This window comes from Fervidibacillus halotolerans, from assembly GCF_026547205.1.
Lineage (GTDB): Bacteria > Bacillota > Bacilli > Bacillales > Caldibacillaceae > Fervidibacillus > Fervidibacillus halotolerans.
Map to the genome: position 1 here is coordinate 763,114 of NZ_CP106877.1, position 19,667 is coordinate 782,780.

Sequence of the window (19,667 nt, forward strand, 5' to 3'; positions counted from 1 at the left end):
AAATCAAATAAATATTCCCACTTTTTTTATTGTTTAGTATAATAGTTAAAAAATGAAAAAGGAGGGGATTTTGGATGGAATGGGATTTTTCTGGAAAAACAGCCTTAGTGGCAGCATCGAGTCAAGGTTTAGGTAAAGCCATTGCCGAACAACTAGCGAAACTCGGGGCTAATGTTATGATTTCCAGTCGAAATGAAGAAAAATTGAAGAAGGTACAGACTGAATTAAATCGTATGAACAAAGGAAGGGTAGAATATTGTGTCACTGATTTGACGAAGAAAAGCGATATTGACAACCTTATCCAACGAACACTAGATACATTTGGTACGATCGATCTTTTAGTGAACAATTCGGGGGGACCACCAGCCGGATCATTCGAAGATTTTCATGATGAAGATTGGCAGGCAGCCTTTGAATTGAACTTATTATCCTATATTCGACTCATTCGAGGGGCGCTTCCTGCTTTAAAAAAGAAAGGTGGAAAGATTTTAAATATCGCATCCTCCTCGGTAAAAGAACCGATTCCAGGTCTAATTTTATCCAATACGTTTCGAACGGGTATAACGGGTTTATCGAAAACTTTAGCAAAAGAATTGGCACCTTATCAAATTTTAATCAATACCCTTTGTCCAGGTCGAATTGAAACGGATCGAATTAAAGAGCTGGATGAAGTGAATGCTCAAAAATTAGGTATTACTACTGAGGAATTTAGTCGAGAAATGAAAAAGACGATTCCACTGAATCGATACGGAACACCGGAGGAATTCGCTAAAGTTGCGGTATTTTTACTTTCGGATTTGAATACATATATGACAGGCTCCACCCTTTTTGTAGACGGAGGGGCTTTGAAGTCGATTTAATAATTTATTAAACATGGTTAAATCCCGGCATTTTTTAGTCGGGATTTTTTCATCTTCAAAAAAAGGATGTATTTTTTCCGTTAAAGGATTTATTCGTATGAACATAAGAAAAATCGAATTGGTCATACGTAAGGCAAAATAGGTAAAATAGTGGAAACAAATTTGTGAAATAATGAATGAATTTAAGACCGATCGTTCCTTTGATATGGTACAATCTTTTTGAAAAAGTTTTTTTAGGAGGGAGTGAAAATATGAGTTTAGATAAGCAAAATATTGGATTTATTGGTCTCGGTGTAATGGGGAAAAGTATGACTAGACATCTGTTGAAAGCAGGTTATCCCTTGTTTGTTTATACACGAACGAAGAATAAGGCGGAAGAGCTGCTTCGTGAAGGGGCGACATGGGTTGATTCTCCGAAGGAAATCGCAGAAAAGGCCGATGTTGTTTTTACCATCGTAGGTTTCCCTACGGATGTGAAGGAAATTTATCTTGGAGAAAAAGGACTTATTCCAAATGGCAAACGAGGTTCTATATATATTGATATGACGACCTCGTCTCCAAGTCTTGCGAAACTATTGTATGATAAAGGGAAAGAAAAAGGGATCTCCATCCTTGATGCCCCTGTCTCTGGTGGGGATATCGGTGCAAAAGAGGGCCGTTTAGCTATGATGGTTGGTGGAGATAAAGAGGTCTTTGAACAAGTGCTTCCTTTACTTCAACTTATGGGAACTAATATATCATACATGGGTGATGCGGGAAGTGGGCAACATACGAAAATGGCGAATCAAATTGCCATCGCATCGAATATGATCGGTGTATGTGAAGCCCTCATCTATGCGAAAAAATCTGGGCTGGATCAACAACAGGTAGTAAAGGCCATATCTACTGGGGCAGCATCGAGTTTTTCTTTAACAAATTTAGCGCCAAGGATATTGAAAGAAGACTATTCTCCTGGATTTTTCATAAAACATTTTATCAAGGATATGAATATTGCATTAACTGAAGCGGAAAAAATGGGACTGGAACTTCCAGGGTTGACTTTAGCTAAACATCTGTATGAGAAATTGGCAGAAAAGGGAGAGAAAAATAGCGGTACGCAAGCATTATACAAATATTGGGAACAGGAAGATTCATCCCATTCATAATCTGTTGAATGGTTTACACAAACAGGAAAACGACAATAGAAAGGGACAGCTATGTTATCACTTTCATTATTTAATTTAATTTCATATTTTGCCATGTCTGTAGTCGTGGCATTTTTTCCAATCTATTTTCAATACAAAGGGTTAAATCCTGCTGAAATCGGTTGGCTACTTGCAGTCGGTACATTTATATCCGTATTCAGTCAGCCGATTTGGGGACTAATTGCCGATAAAAAACAGACGATTAAACGAATTGTTTTATTATTACTTGTATTTTCATTATTGACTAGTTCATTCATCTTTTTCGCCGATTCATTTTCTTACCTTTTTTTTGCGATGGCTTTGTTCTTTTTCTTTTTTTCTCCTGTTCAGCCGTTAGTAGATAGCTTAGCGACAGCTTATACCATTGAGCGGGGGAAAAACTATGGAGCAGTTAGAATGTGGGGGTCGATCGGTTTCGCTACTTCTTCCCTTGTGACCGGTATCGTAATCGAATGGATTGGTATCGAAAATATCGGGTTTATTTTGGGAACTTTTATCATCCTAACTTTCCTTATTTCCACGAGGTTAATGGATCGATCGACAAAGATGGCATCGATTTCAACATCACTCGTTGTCCAAACGTTAAAAAATAAAGAATACGTATTTTTTTTATTTGCAGTATTTCTCATTACTTTTCCACATCGTATGAACGATAGCATATTAGGATTGTATTTGTCGAAATTAGGAGCAACGGAGGGAGAAATCGGAGCTGCTTGGACGATTGCAGCGGCAAGTGAAGCACCATTTATTTTCATCATGGCTCTATTTTTGAAAAAATTTCACCATCTTCAATTGATGGCGTTCGCAGGAGGCATTTATTTTATCCGTTGGTTTTTATACGGTATGACCGATCACGTTTGGACGATTATTTCTTTACAAGCATTGCATAGTATAACATTTGCGGTGTTTCTCGTCGCATCCCTTCAATATGTTGCAGTATTAGTTCCCCGGGAAATGTTGGCCACAGGACAGACGATTTTCTTCGCAGTCCAAAGCGGATTAGGTGGTATATTCGGTAGTCTAATCGGAGGATACATGATGAAAGAGTTGGGAGCACCGTTTACGTATCAAGTGGGCTCTTTATTTGCCCTTGCCGGTTCGTTGTTAAGCTTTGTGATGTATTTATCCAGAAAAAAGCGGGTTCTCCAAGCTTCTGAATAAGTGGATTTTTTGATCATTCAAAATGGTATACGCTAATCAGGCTATGGACATACATTTTCCTTTCTCAATTTTTATTTTCATTATACAATATGGTTAATAATGGAATCATTAGGAGGCGAGGAAATGAAGTATCGAAAGTTAGGAAGAACCGGTTTGAAAGTAAGCGAAATTAGTCTTGGTAGTTGGCTTACATACGGTAACACGACCGATACACAACAAGCTGAAGAAATCATCGATCGAGCCTATGAATTAGGAATTAATTCCTTCGATACAGCGAATGTCTACGCCTATGGAGAAGCGGAGAAAATCGTCGGAAAAGCGTTAAGTAAATATCCAAGGGAATCTTATGTTTTAGCAACGAAAGTTTTTTGGCCGATGGGTGATGGTCCGAATGATCGGGGGCTTTCAAGAAAGCATGTATTTGAACAACTGCATGCGAGTTTATAACGGTTACAAAAAGATTATGTAGACATATATTACTGCCATCGTTATGATGAAAACACTCCTGTGGAGGAAACGTTACGGACGATTGATGACCTCGTAAGACAAGGTAAAGTGTTGTACGTAGGCGTTAGTGAATGGACGGCTCAACAAATTCAAGAAGCGTTACAAACGGCAGACCGCTATTTATTAGATCGTATTGTCGTTAATCAACCTCAATACAATATGCTCAATCGGTATATTGAAAAAGAAGTGATTCCCGTCAGTAGAAAAAATGGGATTGGCCAAATTGTCTTTTCTCCTTTAGCCCAAGGGGTTTTAACCGGGAAATATAAAAGGGGACAATCGATTCCAAAGGATAGCCGTGCAGCCCATCCGAAAACGAGTGGGGCAATCAAAAATCTCATGACGGAAGAAAATTTATTAAAAGTAGAAAAATTGAAAGCAGTGGCACAAGAACTCGGTATTACCTTATCTCAACTCGCTTTAGCTTGGATATTGAAAAATCCGAACGTAACCAGTGCTATTATCGGTGCTACGAAACCAGAACAAGTAGAAGAAAATGTGAAAGCGGTCGATGTGGAATTAAATGATGAACTAATGGAAAGAATCGAGTCGATTTTAAGCTAAATGCCTATTGTCTAGGGAAGAAATATTAGATAACAAAAGGGGTACCATCACGATGTGTGTGACGGTACCTTTTTCATTTCATTTAAAAGGATGAATACTTCATCGAGCGTTCCAATCGATCTAACCCTTCCGCCAGCTGTTCCATCGATTGGGCGAAAGATAAGCGGAAATATCCTTCTCCATATTTTGAAAAGGTACTTCCTGGAACGACAGAAACCCGATATTTCTTCACAAGCATCAAGCAATAATCAAGGGAAGACATTTGGAATGATTCAGGAATTTTTACAAAGAAATAAAAGGCTCCATCAGGCATGATCGTTTCAAATCCCATATTGACTAATCGTTTGTAAACATAATCCCTTCTTTTACGATATTCCATTCGCATGTCGACGGGATCATCCATTCCCACGGTTAGTGCTTCTAACGCAGCCATTTGGGAAACGGAACTGGCACAGGTGACGTTATATTGATGGACTTTCAACATTTCTTTAGCGAGCCATTCACGTGCAAAGGCAAAACCGATTCGCCAACCGGTCATGGAATGGGATTTGGAAAGCCCATTGATTACGATCGTTTGTTCAGGAAGAAAGTTTGCGATGGACGTATGATTTGCTTCGTACGTTAACTCGCTATATATTTCATCAGCGAGAACAAAAATGTTTTTTCTCCGAAGGACTTCCGCAAGTTTTTTCAATTCTTCTTTTGAATAACTTACACCCGTTGGATTGGATGGATAAGTAAGGATTAGGCAACGGGTTTGCTCGGTAACATGTTTTTCAATCATTTCCGCAGTTACTTTAAAATATGTACGTCTTGTATCCATATAGACCGGTACGCCCCCTGCCAATCGGACGAGCGGTTCATAGCCGGGATAGATGGGTCCGGGAAGTAGCACTTCATCACCGCTATGTAAAATGGTCCGTAGGGCAAGATCGATTCCTTGCGTTGCTCCAATTGTCACGATGACTTCCGATTCTGGCTGATAATGAATCCCATACTTTTGGGAAAGGAAATTAGCCGCCGCCTTTCGTAAGGGAAACATCCCAGCATTTTCCGTATACGCAGTTACATTTTGATCGATTGCTCGTTTTGCCGCTTCTTTTATATGTTTTGGTGTTGGAAAATCAGGTTGGCCAATCGTTAAGGAAATAAGATCCTTTTCCGATTGAATCATTTGAAAAAATTGGCGAATGCCAGAAATTTGAATAGATTTTACATTATCATTCAAAAACTGTTCCATATTCCTTCCTCGCAGACTTTTCTTTCATCATATCATACCGCTAAAAATGGGGACAGAAAAATTGATATTCGAAGGTATGAAAAATGGAGTTCCAGTGACGGATCAGCTGTAGCACCATATGGGGCTGGTGACAGTTTTGTCCATATTTGGTAAAATAACGGTAATGATATTTTGTGAAAAGATTTGGAGAAAGGATGAGGATTTTGGAAAAGAATGAGGAACGAATCGATTACTTCACGGATGATAAAATTATTGAATTTATGTTAGGGGATAAATGTTTCGGTATTCCCGTTTTAAATGTTCGGGAAATTATTCGCCCATCGAATATAACTCCCGTACCCCGCTCCCATCCTTTCATTGAAGGAATTACGGAAATTCGGGGGGAAGTTCTTCCGGTTATAAATTTGGCAAAAGCTCTTTCCATAGATCATCATCACCCGGGACGAGAAGAGCGGTTTATTATCGGTGAATTTTGTGAACAACGGGTCACATTCCATGTGGATGGGGTTCGTCAAATTGTTACGTCTAAAAATCAAGAACAGCCGGACGATTTGTACGGTGGTAAAGAAGCCTTCGTCAAGTCAGTGATTAAAACGGAGAAACAAATGATTATCATATTGGATTATGAAAAAATATTGGAGGAAATCCGTACATAAAAAGCAGCAGAACTTTCCGTTACTCTCATTCCCCAAGCCGTTTGAATACCGGCTTTGTATAGCGCCTATGGAAGGATTTCGTTTTTTCTCGTTTTTTTAATCCTGTATATCGTTCTAAAATGCGCTTCGCTTCCTTTAAAGAAAGGATTGTTTTCGGGTTACGGACCGAGTCATCGAGTTTTCCTAAATTTTTCAACTGCTGAATATCATCTTTCGTCGGAGGAATATGAAAATAATAATTCCCACAAGAGATAAGTACATCTAATTGCTGTTGGCTAAATCGAGGATTTCGAGAAAAGTGGAGACCAATTTTTTTTGCTTTTCCTTCCGATAACATTTTTTTAATTGCTGCATGTTTTAATTGATACAAATATTTGGAATCGGGTGCGGTTTTTGCGTGTCGATTGACGATAAATAAGGCTTTGGATAACAGATCGACGGGAAAGGTTTGCTCGTCATCTTGTGTCGATTGCACATTAATCCTCCTTCCAATTGTTAACACTTTTGAATGTGAAAGTGGTAATTTCTGGTCTTGCAAACAAGCGATACGGTAATCTTGTTGTTCCCAATCCCCTATTCACATAAACAGAAAAAGATTTTGTGACCGAATACAATCCTTCATAATATTTTCGTCCATACGGTGGTGTGATGACAGGACCGATAAAAGGAAACTGTACTTGTCCACCGTGACTATGTCCACTCAATTGATAATGAACGGGATATGAGGCCGCTTCATCTGCTAAATCAGGAGCATGGGAAATAAGAATTGTAAAGGTCTTTTCTGGATGATTGGAAAATGTTTTCTTAAAATCTGGTTTTCCGAGCATCGCATCATCGATTCCAGCCAAAATAAATTGGTCTCCTGCTTCGTTTTTTATGGATACCGCTTCGTTTTGTAAAATCGTAAATCCGGAAGATTCCATTATCTGTTTATATTTATTTGAACCCCATCCACCGTGATCGTGGTTTCCATAAACAGCGAACTTTCCCATCGGTGCAGAAAGCAGACGAAGGATTTGAATCGTTTGTTCCCATTCAAAAAAAGACAAAAGGTTGTCCACTAAATCTCCGGAAAAAACGATCAAATCCGGGTCTTCATTGGAAATAATTTCAACAACCCTTTCCATTTGTGTTAAATCGAATTGAAATCCTAAGTGTGTATCGCTAAATAGAACAATTTTAAAATGGTCAAATGAATTGGGTATTAACGGATGGGTAAGATCGATCTTAACGGTTTCAATCCATTTTGGCTCGATATTTTTCATATATAAATGGGTAGAAATACTCCCAATGAGTAAAGCAGCTACGGATGTTGCGGCTTTTTTCAAAAAACTTCTTCTGGTAATTTTTTCATTCTTCATGTTATCCTTAACCTATACTTTTCAATTCTCTCTTTATATTATCAAAATATTAATTCATTTGCACTTTTTTTGCAGATTTTCCAAATCCAGTACTTAAATTTACCATTTCAATTTCTTTACGATGAATAGATATTTTTATATGATAATGTTATGTAAAGATCTATCTTTTGAATATGACGGATGTGGAGAAGGAGATCGAATGAAAAAATATGAAATGATAATTTTACCCAACCGTTCAGGTATCGTTAAAGTATACATTTACAATTTCCTTCAGTCGAAAGGGCGAGTGAAGGTGTATGCGTCCCTTAATGAAAAGGTCGTTTCATGTACAGGATACAATAAAAAACGGACGATTATAAAAGCGTTAAGTAAATTGTATAAACGAACGGTTAATCAAGAATAAGATGACCGTCATCAAAATTAGTTATACTTAGATGTCCAACTTGGATATCTAAGTTTTTTTGTTCGTATAGATTGGAAAATACTAGAAAAAATGTCAATGATTCATCTTTTCGTTCCTTTGCATAGGAAGATAAAAACGTGGAATTGTAACAGTAAAACGAAAAATCGTTTTCCATATAGATATGGAATCATTTTAATTTTAATTCTTGACAAACAACGTACTTTTTCTGTTTAATTACATATTGTGTACTAGCTTTTGGAAGGATTCAATCCATCATTTAAACAGGACACTCGATGCAATTTTTGCCATTCTTTGATTTAGGAGGAAAAAAATGTCGTTATTAGAAGGAATTTTAACCCGATTAAAAAATATGCAAGAAAATGCTATGGAACAAGAGCGTTATTTTGAACAAAATGGTGAAATAAAATGTAAAGTGTTATATTCACCGAAAACCGATATGTTTGAATTGGAAATTTTCGATAAAGATGGAAAATCAGATACGTTCCAATTTGATAATATCGATATGGCCACGATTGAAATATTTGAGCTATTACAAAACGAATAAAATATAATCACTGAAAAATCTTCCCGTCTCATATAATGATAAAGGATTTGAAAATCATTTTATGTTAAAATGAAAATGTATGAAAAATCGAATCGGGGAGATTTGAATATGATCGATCTTCAAAAGGACGTTTTAATGGAAAAACGGATTGGCGATCTTTTAGTTCCATCGGAAAGAGTCGCCCATGTGCAAATTGGAAATAACTTAGAACATGCACTACTCGTATTGACGAAATCAGGATATACAGCAATACCGGTATTAGATCCGAAGTATAAATTGCACGGTTTAATCAGTAGTCCGCTCATTTTAGATTCCATTTTAGGAATTGAGCGGATTGAGTTTGAAAAATTGGAAAATATACCGGTTGAACAAGTGATGAAAAAGGATATACCCAAATTGCATGTAAATGATTCCTTAAATAAAGGTTTGAAATTACTGATTAACCATCCCTTTATTTGCGCTGTCGACAAAGACGGATATTTTGAAGGAATTCTGACAAGGCGAATTGTATTGAAGCAATTAAGCGGTCTACTGCATCGATTGGATATACAGTTTCTTGATTAGGTAAGCTCCCAATCTTGGGAGTTTTTTTAAAAATCTCAAACATCATATATTCTGTTGCTTCCTAAATTTTCCCACGATCTTCCTCATGAAGTTCTTTGAAAATTTAACGCCCTCTAAACAAACAATTGACAAAGATGGATGTCCCATTCTAAATAGCGATTCCCATAAAACGTTCAAAGCATATAGAAAAAAATTATACATACATTGTTTTTTATTTTCTCATCAATTGATTGATGATATAATGGGTATGCGAAATTAAAGATAAGTATAACTTATAGGTGTTTATCATGAATCTTTCCGAATACAAACTACTATCCGTGTTAGCTCAAGAAAAGAATATGCGCAAAGCAGCTGAACGACTATTTGTTTCTCAACCGGCTTTGTCTCAACGATTACAATCGATTGAAAAAGAATGGGGCGCTAAACTTTTTGTCCGTTCCCATAAAGGGTTGACGTTAACGCCAGCAGGAGAGTTAGTCATTCAGTTCGCCAATGAAGTGTTGATGAAACAAGAACAAGTGAAAGAAAAGATCCATGCGTTGGAATCGGAAATTCATGGCACTTTGAAAATCGCTTGCGCTACAATTGTGGGTCAAAATTGGCTACCGAAAGTGTTGAAACGATTTGTAAAAAAATATCCCCATGCACAAATTTCTTTAATTACCGGTTGGAGTAGTGAAATATTAAAGGCTGTGTATGAAGATCAAGTCCATATTGGCATCATTCGTGGGACACCGGATTGGAAAGGGAAAAAAATGCATTTATTCAAGGACCATCTATATTTAGTGGGCAAGGAAATGTTCGATTTAAAGGATGTATTAAAGACAAATCGCCCCTTTATCCAGTTTAAAAGTGATTCTAATTATTTTCAGGAAATTCAAGAATGGTGGCATCGACAATTTCAAACTCCTGCAAAACGGGTAATTGTTGTCGATCAAATCGAGACTTGCAAGCAAATGGTGTTAAATGGAATTGGGTATGCCATCTTACCAGGAATTACCTTGCATGGGATTCAGGGTGAAGTTCAAACGATTCCTTTAATCGATGAAAATGGAAATCCCCTCGGTCGGGATACATGGCTTCTCGGGTATCAATCAGCCTTTGAACTACGCCAAGTACAAGCGTTTTTAGACATTGTTCGGGAATTTTTACAAAATGAAAATCAAGAAATGGAAAAATAAAAAAGAAAAGGGGTAATGTTCATGAATATGATGGATGCAAATGAAATCATCGCCTTTATTCAAAATAGTAAAAAAGTTACACCGGTAAAAGTGTATATAAAAGGGGATTTGGAAGCTATTTCCTTTGACGAGGGAATCCAAACATTTATCAACGGAAATACAGGGATTATTTTTGGAGAATGGACTGTCGTTGAAAAGCTTTTAAATCAGTACAAAGACCAAATTACCGATTATGTTATTGAAAACGATCGGAGAAATTCTGCAATTCCTATGTTGGATGTAAAAAAGGTAAATGCACGAATTGAACCTGGAGCAATTATTCGTGATCAAGTGTCTATCGGTGATCGGTCGGTCATTATGATGGGAGCAGTGATTAATATCGGAGCGGTTATTGGAGAAGGAACGATGATCGATATGAATGCAGTTCTCGGAGGAAGGGCAACGGTTGGGAAAAATTGCCATATTGGAGCTGGTGCGGTATTGGCGGGGGTTATTGAACCACCATCGGCTAAACCTGTCATCGTAGAAGATGATGTGGTAATCGGTGCCAATGCCGTTATTTTAGAAGGCGTAACCGTTGGAGCTGGTGCGGTTGTTGCTGCTGGAGCTGTTGTAATCGATGATGTTCCACCCTTTACAGTCGTTGCGGGAACCCCCGCGAAAGTTATTAAACAGATCGATGATAATACGAAGGCAAAGACAGAAATTAAGAAGGAATTGCGCCAATTATAATGAAGACAATTATATCGTTTTTCCAATAGGATACTTACAATGATTCGCCTATAGTGAGCAGTTGACACCTTGAATTTTTTAATCTTCGAAAGGGGTGGGATTGTGGGTTGGAATTGGCTTCAAATACGTAGGGATCTACATCAAATTCCCGAACTCGGTTTCCAAGAATGGAAGACCCAGGCCTATTTGTTGGAAAAAATCGATCAATTACCTAGTGATCGTATAGAAATCAATAGATGGAAAACGGGTATTTTCGTAAAAGTAAAGGGAACGTCCCCGAAAAAAACGATCGCCTATCGTACTGATATCGACGGATTGCCCATCGAAGAAGAAACGGGACTCAGTTACCGATCGCTACATCCTGGCCAAATGCACGCTTGTGGCCACGATATTCATATGACGATCGCCCTTGCTGCTTTATATGATATCGTTTATGAACCGGTTACAGATGACGTGGTATTTATTTTCCAACCAGCTGAAGAAGGACCTGGGGGAGCAAAACCGATGTTATCGTCTTCGATATTCCAAAAATGGCGTCCGGATCTTATATTCGCTTTACATATTGCTCCTGAGTATCCAGTGGGAACAGTTGCAGTAAAAGAAGGGCTTCTTTTTGCAAATACATCCGAGCTTTTTATAGATTTAATCGGTAAGGGAGGGCATGCAGCTTATCCCCATCTGTCGAATGATATGGTGATCGCTTTAAGCCAACTTGTGACCCAACTACATACGATCGTATCTCGAAATATCGATCCCCTCGATCATGCTGTCGTCTCCATCGGAAAAATCAATGCTGGAAGTGTACAAAACAGTATTGCTGAAAGGGCAAGATTAGAGGGAACAATCCGAACCCTTTCGCCTGAATCGATGGAGCGAATAAAAGAAAGGATCGAGTCGATTGTAAAAGGAATCGAGTACGGATTTCGTTGCCAAGCGAAAATTGATTATGGTGCCCAATATTATCAAGTGTATAATCATGAAACGTTAACAAAGGAATTTATCGATTTTACTGAAAAATTAGATGATGTGAATGTTCAAGTTTGTAAAGAAGCGATGACGGGGGAAGATTTCGGGTATTTTTTAAAGGAAATACCAGGATTTATGTTTTGGCTTGGGGTGGATAGTCAATACGGACTCCATCATGGGAAATTAAATCCTGATGAACGAAGTATCGAAACAGGAATCGAGGTTGTGACGAACTATATTCGAAAAAAATCGAGTGAGTAACTCATCCTTGAGGAGACACTTTTCATTTGTACGTTAAAAGACGATGGTTGCAGGACTAAATGAAAAACAATGATTCGATTTCTTATTAAGAACTGCCAATATTTTAATTGGCAGTTTTTTTGGGTTCTTTGTCAAATCGTGTTGGTGAATAATTTCGTGACTTTTTTCAGTACAATGTAATCGGATCAGGTTGTCCATTCATCCGAAATCGGTTTGAAGTGATTCGTTCCATTGGCGGACGCGCATCCAGTGGCACGGCCCGAGCCTCCTCGTTACAACGTTTTCGCGGGGTCTCAAAGCTCGTGCTACATAGAGACTTTTTTTGAATTCTTCATCATTTCATTCATACTCCGATAAATGGGAAGAAAAAAATTTATAGGAAAATTTTATAAAAAGGGTGGAAAAATATTTCGAAACCCGATATATTTAATAATACATATTTTCATCAGAGGAGTGAACCGGATGAAGACGTTCAAAAAATTAAAGGAATTTTACTTACCTTATAAAAAATATTTATTAATTTCCATTTTTTTTATGATTCTTGTGATTGCAACAACCTTGGTCTACCCGATAATATTGCAAGTGATTATTGATGACGTCATTATTTCCGGAAAATACGATTTAATTCCTATGTTGGTCGTATTATACATGATCATTATGCTCGTCAAAGGTGTTTCTACTTTTATTCAGCAATATACAGGGGATTTATTTGGCATTAAATCTGTATATAAACTGCGAAATAGTTTGTATGAAAAACTCCAATATTTACCCTTCCGTTTTTATGATAATGCGAAAACAGGAGACTTGATGTCCCGATTAACTGCAGACGTGGAAGGATTTCGATTTTTTTTGTCTTTTGGAATTGCAGAGTTTGTTCGTTTCATTTTATTTGTTGGAATTAGTGTTGTTGTGATGCTTACCTATTCCATCCCATTGACATTAGTCACGATTATAGCTTTACCTTTTTTAATCGTTGTCGTGAATAAATTCGACAAAAAGGTACATCCGGCTTTTCGCGAAGTACGCCGTTCCTTCGGGCGGTTAAACACGAAAGTACAGGAAAACATAAGTGGAATCAATACGGTAAAATCCTTATCAAGGGAAGATTTTGAAATAGAACAATTCAACGATTTTAATTTCGATTTTCGAAATCGAAATTTATATAATGCAGGTCTTTGGGCAAAATATTTTCCTTTGATGGAATTTATCGGGAATTTAAGTGTGATTTTATTACTTTCCTACGGAGGATATTTAGTTATTTATGGGGATCTAAAGCCCGGGGAGTTGGTCGCCTTTTATAGTTTAGTTGGGTATATTATTCAACCGATTATGTTTTTAGGATTTATCATCAATATGTTTTCTCAAGCAAAAGCATCCGGTGAGCGTCTGTTAGAAATTTTGGAAGAACCGATAGAAATTACTGAAAATGAAACATCTGTGAAGGAAAAACGAATTATTGGTGATGTGGAGTTTCAAAATGTTACACTCACTTATCCTAATGATGAAAATGCCGCATTGAAAAATATTACTTTCCACGCAAAGGCGGGAAGTACGATCGGATTAATTGGATCGACTGGTTCGGGAAAAACGAGTATTACCCAATTGTTGACAAGATTTTACGAACCGGTGAAAGGTCGGGTACTGATCGATGGCATCGATGTGAAGGACTATTCCATAAAAACATTACGGTCCCAAATCGGTTTTGTTATGCAGGAAACCTTTTTATTTTCCTCCACAATTAAAGCGAATATTTCTTACGGTCGACCGGATGCGACGATGGAAGAAATAATCGATGCGGCAAAACGAGCGCAAGCCCATGATTTTATTATGGAGTTGCCCGATGGATATGATACGATACTCGGTGAAAGGGGATTAGGACTTTCAGGGGGGCAAAAGCAACGGATAGCCATCGCTCGAGCTATTTGTTTGAATCCGAGCATTTTGATTCTCGATGATGCGACAAGTGCCGTTGATATGGAAACGGAATTTGCTATCCAAAAAGCGATGGAGGAAGTTATGGCCAATCGAACGACATTTATTATTGCCCATCGGATATCGTCTTTAAAACATGCTGATCAAATCTTTGTGTTGGAAAATGGAGAAATTGTCGAGCAAGGTGTTCATGAGGAATTAATTCAAAAACAAGGAATTTACCGCCGTATCTACGACATCCAATATAAAGATCGGGAAGCGATTCTCAAGTCATAAATGGGGTGAATAAAGCATGAAAAAACAGCAGTCAGAGTCAGAAAGGAAAGTCCATCCAAATGTATTAGATCGATTTCATTATTCACAAGATCGGGTGATTGAAAAACCATTCAATTGGGAACAACTCCTTCGTCTTTTAAGTTATATGAAGCCATATGCGAAAAATCTTCTTCCTTTATCACTAGTTTCCGTATTCATTACGATGATTATTCGATTAGTGATCCCAATTTTAATCGGTGTATATATTTTAGAAAAAGCTATCGTGGAAAAAAATGGAGAATTGCTCACTTGGCTGATTGTTGCCGTTGGAATTTTATATTTACTTTCATATTTGTCGAATTATTTTCGGATTCGTTGGACAAATCAGCTTGGACAAAACATTATATACGATTTACGAAAACATCTTTTTACCCATGTGGAACGATTATCCCACAGATTTTTTGATTCAAGATCGGCAGGATCAATTCTCGTACGGATTATGAATGACACGAATTCTTTGCAAGAGTTATTTACAAACGGAGTTATTAATTTGTTAATGGATGCAATTATGCTCGTTGGGATTATTATTATTTTGTTTTCGTTAAGTCCCCAACTTGCTTTGGCTGTAATGGTGATTTTGCCCATTATGTTTTTAATAACTACGAAATTAAGACGAAATATTCGCAAATCCTGGCAAATTGTACGACTAAAACAATCGAAAATGAATTCCCATTTAAATGAAAGTATACAAGGGATACGAATCACCCAATCGTTTACACAAGAGCGGGAGAATATGGCGTTTTTTGATGGGATTAATACGGAAAACTATGAAAGCTGGAGAAATGCGACGAAAAGAAATGCGATGTTTCGCCCATTTGTAGAAATGACGAACGCTGTTGGAACGATTATTTTAATTTTGTACGGTTCCCATTTATTGCAATCGAACATGATTACTTTAGGTGTTTTTGTGTCCTTCGTTTTCTATTTAGGTATGTTTTGGGAACCGATTAGCAGACTCGGTCAAATTTATAATCAATTATTAATGGCTATGGCTTCATCGGAACGAATTTTTGAGTTTTTGGATGAAAAACCGATCGTATCTGATCGAGAAAATGCGATCGAACTCGATGAAGTGAAAGGACATATCCAATTCGAAAATGTTTATTTTTCCTATGATCAGAAACGTTCAGCGTTAAATGGAATCAATTTGGAAATTCGCCCTGGTCAAAGGGTTGCACTTGTCGGCCATACCGGGAGTGGGAAAACGACGATTGCCAATTTAGTTGCTCGGTTTTACGATGCGACCGATGGTGTAGTGAAAATCGATGGATATAATATAAAAGATATTTCACTCCAAAGTTTACGGAAAAATATTAGCATCGTACTTCAAGAGACGTTTATTTTTTCCGGAACGATAATGGAAAATATTCGCTTTGGAAGACCGGATGCGACGGATGAGGAAGTTGTGGAAGCTGCAAAGGCAATCGGAGCCCATGATTTTATCGTCAAACTTCCAAATGGGTACGATACAGAAGTGGAAGAAAGGGGAAATATTTTATCCGTCGGTGAACGACAATTGCTTTCCTTTGCCCGGGCGCTATTAGCTGATCCGAAAATTTTAATATTGGATGAAGCGACAGCAAGTATCGATACAGAATCGGAAGTACGGATTCAAACGGCATTGCAAAGATTGTTAAAAGGTCGCACATCGATCATAATCGCCCATCGATTATCAACAATTCGAGATGCGGATAAAATATTTGTATTGGACCACGGAAATCTGATCGAACAGGGGAATCATGAACAGTTGATGGAAAAACGTGGAGAATATTATAAGCTCGTTTCGGCTCAGTTTAAAATGTTAGGAGCAGGCTAAATTAGACAAAATGAGAAAAGGGGGAAGGGAGACGAACTTTTCCCCCTTTCGTAGAAATTGTCTATGGAAAACAACCCTTTTTGCGAAGATTTATGATAAAATAACTTCATAGTTTTTGAACTAAATGGAGGATTACGAATGAAAAAAGAATTCGTTGTGATCGGTTTAGGACGTTTTGGCGGTAGTATTTGTGAAGAGTTGACGAAGTTGGGAATGGATGTTTTGGCGATCGATAAAGATGAAGATCTCGTAAATGATTATTCCAACATCGTGACCCACGCGGTCGTTGGTGATGCAACCGATGAAACAGTTTTGAAAAGTCTAGGTATCCGAAATTTCGATCACGTAATCGTTGCGATTGGGAACGATATCCAATCAAGTATTTTAACGACCTTAATTTTAAAAGATTTAGGGGTAAAAAAAGTTACGACAAAGGCGATTAATGACTATCATGAAAAAGTATTGATCAAAATTGGTGCTGATCAAGTGGTACATCCGGAACGGGATATGGGGAGAAGACTTGCCCATAACTTAGTATCCACAAATATACTCGATTATTTGGAACTGTCAGATGAACATAGTATTGTTGAAGTAAGTGCAAATGAAGAGATTCATGGACAGTCAATCATCGATTTAGATATTCGTGCCCGTTATGGCGTCAATATTGTTGCAATCAAACGGGGAAAGGATATCATCGTTTCTCCTCAGGCATCGGAGGTTATTTTGGAAGGGGATATTTTAATCGTAATCGGTGCGGATGATGATATTCACCGATTTGAGAAAAAATTATTGCAAGGCTAATCGAAAAAGGCGAGTGAAGAATTTCAAATTTCTTCACTCGCCTATTTGTTTTTCCTTCGTTCAGCCATTTTTCTTTAATATTTCACTTTTTCAAAGTAAACAGGAAATCAAAGTCATCATTGAAGGGAAGATTGGGATCACACTTCCATTATGATGGGCAAAATCATCGGTTTCCTTTTCGTCCGCTCATATAAAAACGGTCCAAGGATTTCTGTAATTTCATTTTTAATTTCTGACCATTGAGTAGTTTTTCTTTCCATTATTTTCGTTAAATGTTTGGATATTAACAGTTGGGCTTCATTGATTAAGTCCTCTGATTCCCGCATATAAACGAATCCTCGAGAAATAATATCCGGTCCTGCCGCAATTTTAAATTCGCGCATATTGATGCTAACGACGACGATCACAAGACCTTCTTCAGATAAAATGCGACGATCCCGTAATACGATATTTCCGATATCCCCGATTCCACTTCCGTCAATATAGATGGAACCGGACGGTACCTTTCCAGAAATGTTTGCTCCTTTTTTTCCTAAAGCTAAAACATCTCCATTATCCATAATAAAACAATTTTCTTCCGGAATTCCACAATCATTTGCCAACTTCGCATGGGTGATGAGCATTCGATATTCTCCATGGATTGGCATGAAGTATTTCGGATTCATTAAGCGGAGCATCAATTTTTGTTCTTCTTGCCCACCGTGTCCAGAAGTATGAATATTATTAAGCGAACCGTAGATTACATCTGCACCGGCGCGATATAACATGTTAATCGTTCGATTAATGCTCGCAGTATTTCCTGGAATTGGCGATGAGGAGAAGACGACTGTATCACCAGGCATTATTTGAATTTGGCGATGGGTTCCGTTAGCAATTCGAGATAAAGCGGCCATCGGTTCTCCTTGACTTCCAGTACATAAGATGATGACTTTATTTGCTGGCATTCGGTTAATTTGTTGTCCGTCGACAAATGTATCTTTTGGAGCTTTGATATAACCTAACTCTTGTCCGATTTGGATCGATGCTTCCATACTTCTACCGAATACAGCGATTTTTCTGCCACTTTTTACAGCTGCTTCCGTTACTTGTTGCAATCGATAAATATTTGATGCAAAGGTGGCAAAAATGATTCGACCATCCACTTTACGGAAAATATCGTGAATACTTTCGCCAACCTTCCTTTCCGACATTGTAAATTCAGGAATCTCACTATTTGTACTATCGGAAAGTAAACAAAGAACCCCTTCTTTTCCAATTTCAGCCATTTTAGTTAAATTCGCAGGTTCTCCAACAGGGGTAAAATCGAATTTAAAGTCTCCAGTATGGACGATATTCCCATTTGGCGTTTTCACAACTATTCCATAAGAGTCCGGTATACTGTGGGTTGTTCGAAAAAAACTAACCTGTGTTTTTCGGAATTTGATAACGTCCTCTTCCTTAATTTCATACAGTTTCGTTGAACGGAGTAAACCGTGTTCTTCTAACTTGTTCCTTATTAATCCGAGGGCTAGTTTTCCTCCGTAAATCGGGATATTTACTTCCCGTAATAAATATGGGATTCCACCGATATGGTCTTCATGACCATGGGTGATAAACAATCCTTTAATTTTATCTGCATTTTTTACTAAATAGGTGTAATCAGGAATCACGTAATCAATTCCGAGTAGCTCATCTTCAGGAAATTTAATCCCCGCATCGATAATAATAATCTCGTCTTGATATTGAACGACATACGTATTTTTACCGATTTCCCCCAAACCCCCGAGGGCGAAAACGGCAGTCTGATCATTGTTTACAATTTTCATGTCATAACTCCATTATTTCAAAATTTTCGTCTTGTTTTTCGTATTCCAGATGAGCATCCGTTAAAGGTTGGATATATTCGATCAAATAGGGGGTATTTTTTAGTTTTTTTCGAATATCCCGTTCAGATTCAGCTTCGATAAATAAAGCCTTCGTCCGTTCTCTTAATGGAATTTCGTCCTTCGATTGTTGCACAAATACTTTAAAAATCATACGTTTCAATCTCTCCTTAACCGAAAATGATATGAATAGATGGGTACATACCCACTTTATCCATGTGTAATAATAGGTATAGAAAAACGGCCGAACATTTTCCTGTTATTAATAAGACTATCATAAAACATCTTTTTTTAAAAATATCCATATATTTATTTGTTAAGTTTTTTTCTTTCAATTTGAAAACAATTGAAATAGGGAGAAGGAAATGGGGAATATAGTTTACCATAAAATAGCAATTAATCACAAACAAGTAAAGGTTTCATTGGAAAATCCTTTACCTTATTTTTGAATAGATGATGAAATAAATAGGATGAAAATGAATGATTTTTTTCTTCCTCCACTTTCAAATCAAATGAACGGTAATTTTAATGGTTAAAAATTATCGATTGAGTCTGCCGTTTCATCTTTTCATCGTAAAATAGCTTATGTATAATAGGAACGTACGATTTTTATGAAAAACGAAATTATTTTCTTAGGAAAATTTTTTCACGGTTTATCATAAATTTTCAAAAAAAAAAAGGCGTCTATACAGAAATGAGAGACGTCTCCAGTTTAAGCGATTAATTTTTTTCGAAG

Annotated in this window: 18 protein-coding genes and 1 pseudogene; 14 read left to right on the top strand and 5 right to left on the bottom strand. The window is 37.4% G+C overall.

Annotated elements, in window-relative coordinates; translation table 11 throughout:
- Positions 1-74: 74 nt before the first annotated feature.
- The 4 genes and pseudogenes from OE105_RS03585 to OE105_RS03600 all read left to right on the top strand — a co-directional run bounded on the left by OE105_RS03585 (position 75) and on the right by OE105_RS03600 (position 4,276).
- Entirely contained in the window at positions 75-860 is a 786-nt protein-coding gene (locus tag OE105_RS03585; protein WP_275421368.1) for an SDR family oxidoreductase, read from the top strand.
- 251 nt (positions 861-1,111) lie between these two features.
- A complete protein-coding gene (locus OE105_RS03590; protein ID WP_275421369.1) occupies positions 1,112-2,005 on the top strand; it encodes an NAD(P)-dependent oxidoreductase in 894 nt (297 codons plus the stop codon).
- Between the two features lie 51 nt (positions 2,006-2,056).
- Entirely contained in the window at positions 2,057-3,205 is a 1,149-nt protein-coding gene (locus OE105_RS03595) for an MFS transporter (protein ID WP_275421370.1), read from the top strand.
- 123 nt (positions 3,206-3,328) lie between these two features.
- A pseudogene (locus tag OE105_RS03600) lies at positions 3,329-4,276 on the top strand (aldo/keto reductase family protein).
- Positions 4,277-4,358: 82 nt separating this feature from the next.
- On the opposite strand, the gene OE105_RS03605 reads toward OE105_RS03600, so the two are convergent.
- Positions 4,359-5,516: an aminotransferase A gene (locus OE105_RS03605; protein WP_275421371.1), complete on the bottom strand. Its 1,158-nt coding sequence runs from the start codon at positions 5,514-5,516 to the stop codon at positions 4,359-4,361.
- A gap of 203 nt (positions 5,517-5,719) precedes the next feature.
- On the opposite strand from OE105_RS03605, the gene OE105_RS03610 reads away from it, so the two are divergent.
- Entirely contained in the window at positions 5,720-6,172 is a 453-nt protein-coding gene (locus OE105_RS03610) for a chemotaxis protein CheW (RefSeq protein WP_275421372.1), read from the top strand.
- A 25-nt stretch (positions 6,173-6,197) separates the two neighbouring features.
- On the opposite strand, the gene OE105_RS03615 is transcribed toward OE105_RS03610, so the two are convergent.
- Positions 6,198-6,647 (bottom strand): YkyB family protein, encoded by a 450-nt coding sequence (locus tag OE105_RS03615; protein WP_275421374.1) that lies wholly within the window; start codon positions 6,645-6,647, stop codon positions 6,198-6,200.
- Position 6,648: 1 nt separating this feature from the next.
- Positions 6,649-7,500 (bottom strand): metallophosphoesterase, encoded by an 852-nt coding sequence (locus tag OE105_RS03620; protein ID WP_275421375.1) that lies wholly within the window; start codon positions 7,498-7,500, stop codon positions 6,649-6,651.
- Positions 7,501-7,732: 232 nt separating this feature from the next.
- On the opposite strand from OE105_RS03620, the gene OE105_RS03625 reads away from it, so the two are divergent.
- The 9 genes from OE105_RS03625 (at position 7,733) to OE105_RS03665 (ending at position 17,069) form a co-directional block, all read left to right on the top strand.
- Entirely contained in the window at positions 7,733-7,936 is a 204-nt protein-coding gene (locus OE105_RS03625; RefSeq protein ID WP_275421376.1) for a hypothetical protein, read from the top strand.
- A gap of 331 nt (positions 7,937-8,267) precedes the next feature.
- Positions 8,268-8,501 carry a DUF1797 family protein gene (locus tag OE105_RS03630; RefSeq protein WP_275421377.1) on the top strand — a complete coding sequence of 78 codons (234 nt, stop codon included), beginning with the start codon at positions 8,268-8,270 and terminating at the stop codon, positions 8,499-8,501.
- 108 nt (positions 8,502-8,609) lie between these two features.
- Positions 8,610-9,065, top strand: coding sequence for a cyclic-di-AMP-binding protein CbpB (gene cbpB, locus OE105_RS03635; protein WP_275421378.1), 456 nt, complete (start codon positions 8,610-8,612; stop codon positions 9,063-9,065).
- Between the two features lie 287 nt (positions 9,066-9,352).
- Complete coding sequence (locus tag OE105_RS03640) at positions 9,353-10,246, top strand: transcriptional regulator CcpC (protein WP_275421379.1); 894 nt, start codon at positions 9,353-9,355, stop codon at positions 10,244-10,246.
- 21 nt (positions 10,247-10,267) lie between these two features.
- The gene (gene dapD / locus OE105_RS03645) at positions 10,268-10,978 is read left to right on the top strand and encodes a 2,3,4,5-tetrahydropyridine-2,6-dicarboxylate N-acetyltransferase (protein WP_275421380.1); all 711 of its coding nucleotides are present in this window, start codon (positions 10,268-10,270) and stop codon (positions 10,976-10,978) included.
- Between the two features lie 102 nt (positions 10,979-11,080).
- Positions 11,081-12,205 carry an N-acetyldiaminopimelate deacetylase gene (locus tag OE105_RS03650; protein ID WP_420842567.1) on the top strand — a complete coding sequence of 375 codons (1,125 nt, stop codon included), beginning with the start codon at positions 11,081-11,083 and terminating at the stop codon, positions 12,203-12,205.
- 462 nt (positions 12,206-12,667) lie between these two features.
- Positions 12,668-14,413, top strand: coding sequence for an ABC transporter ATP-binding protein (locus OE105_RS03655; RefSeq protein WP_275421381.1), 1,746 nt, complete (start codon positions 12,668-12,670; stop codon positions 14,411-14,413).
- Positions 14,414-14,429: 16 nt separating this feature from the next.
- Positions 14,430-16,268 (top strand): ABC transporter ATP-binding protein, encoded by a 1,839-nt coding sequence (locus OE105_RS03660; RefSeq protein ID WP_275421382.1) that lies wholly within the window; start codon positions 14,430-14,432, stop codon positions 16,266-16,268.
- A 138-nt stretch (positions 16,269-16,406) separates the two neighbouring features.
- The gene (locus OE105_RS03665; protein WP_275421383.1) at positions 16,407-17,069 is read left to right on the top strand and encodes a potassium channel family protein; all 663 of its coding nucleotides are present in this window, start codon (positions 16,407-16,409) and stop codon (positions 17,067-17,069) included.
- Positions 17,070-17,206: 137 nt separating this feature from the next.
- Here OE105_RS03665 and rnjA read toward each other — a convergent pair whose 3' ends face one another.
- On the bottom strand, positions 17,207-18,874 hold the full coding sequence (gene rnjA / locus OE105_RS03670; protein WP_275421384.1) for a ribonuclease J1: 1,668 nt from the start codon (positions 18,872-18,874) through the stop codon (positions 17,207-17,209).
- 1 nt (position 18,875) lies between these two features.
- Positions 18,876-19,085: a DNA-dependent RNA polymerase subunit epsilon gene (locus OE105_RS03675; RefSeq protein WP_275421385.1), complete on the bottom strand. Its 210-nt coding sequence runs from the start codon at positions 19,083-19,085 to the stop codon at positions 18,876-18,878.
- Between the last annotated feature and the right edge of the window lie 582 nt (positions 19,086-19,667).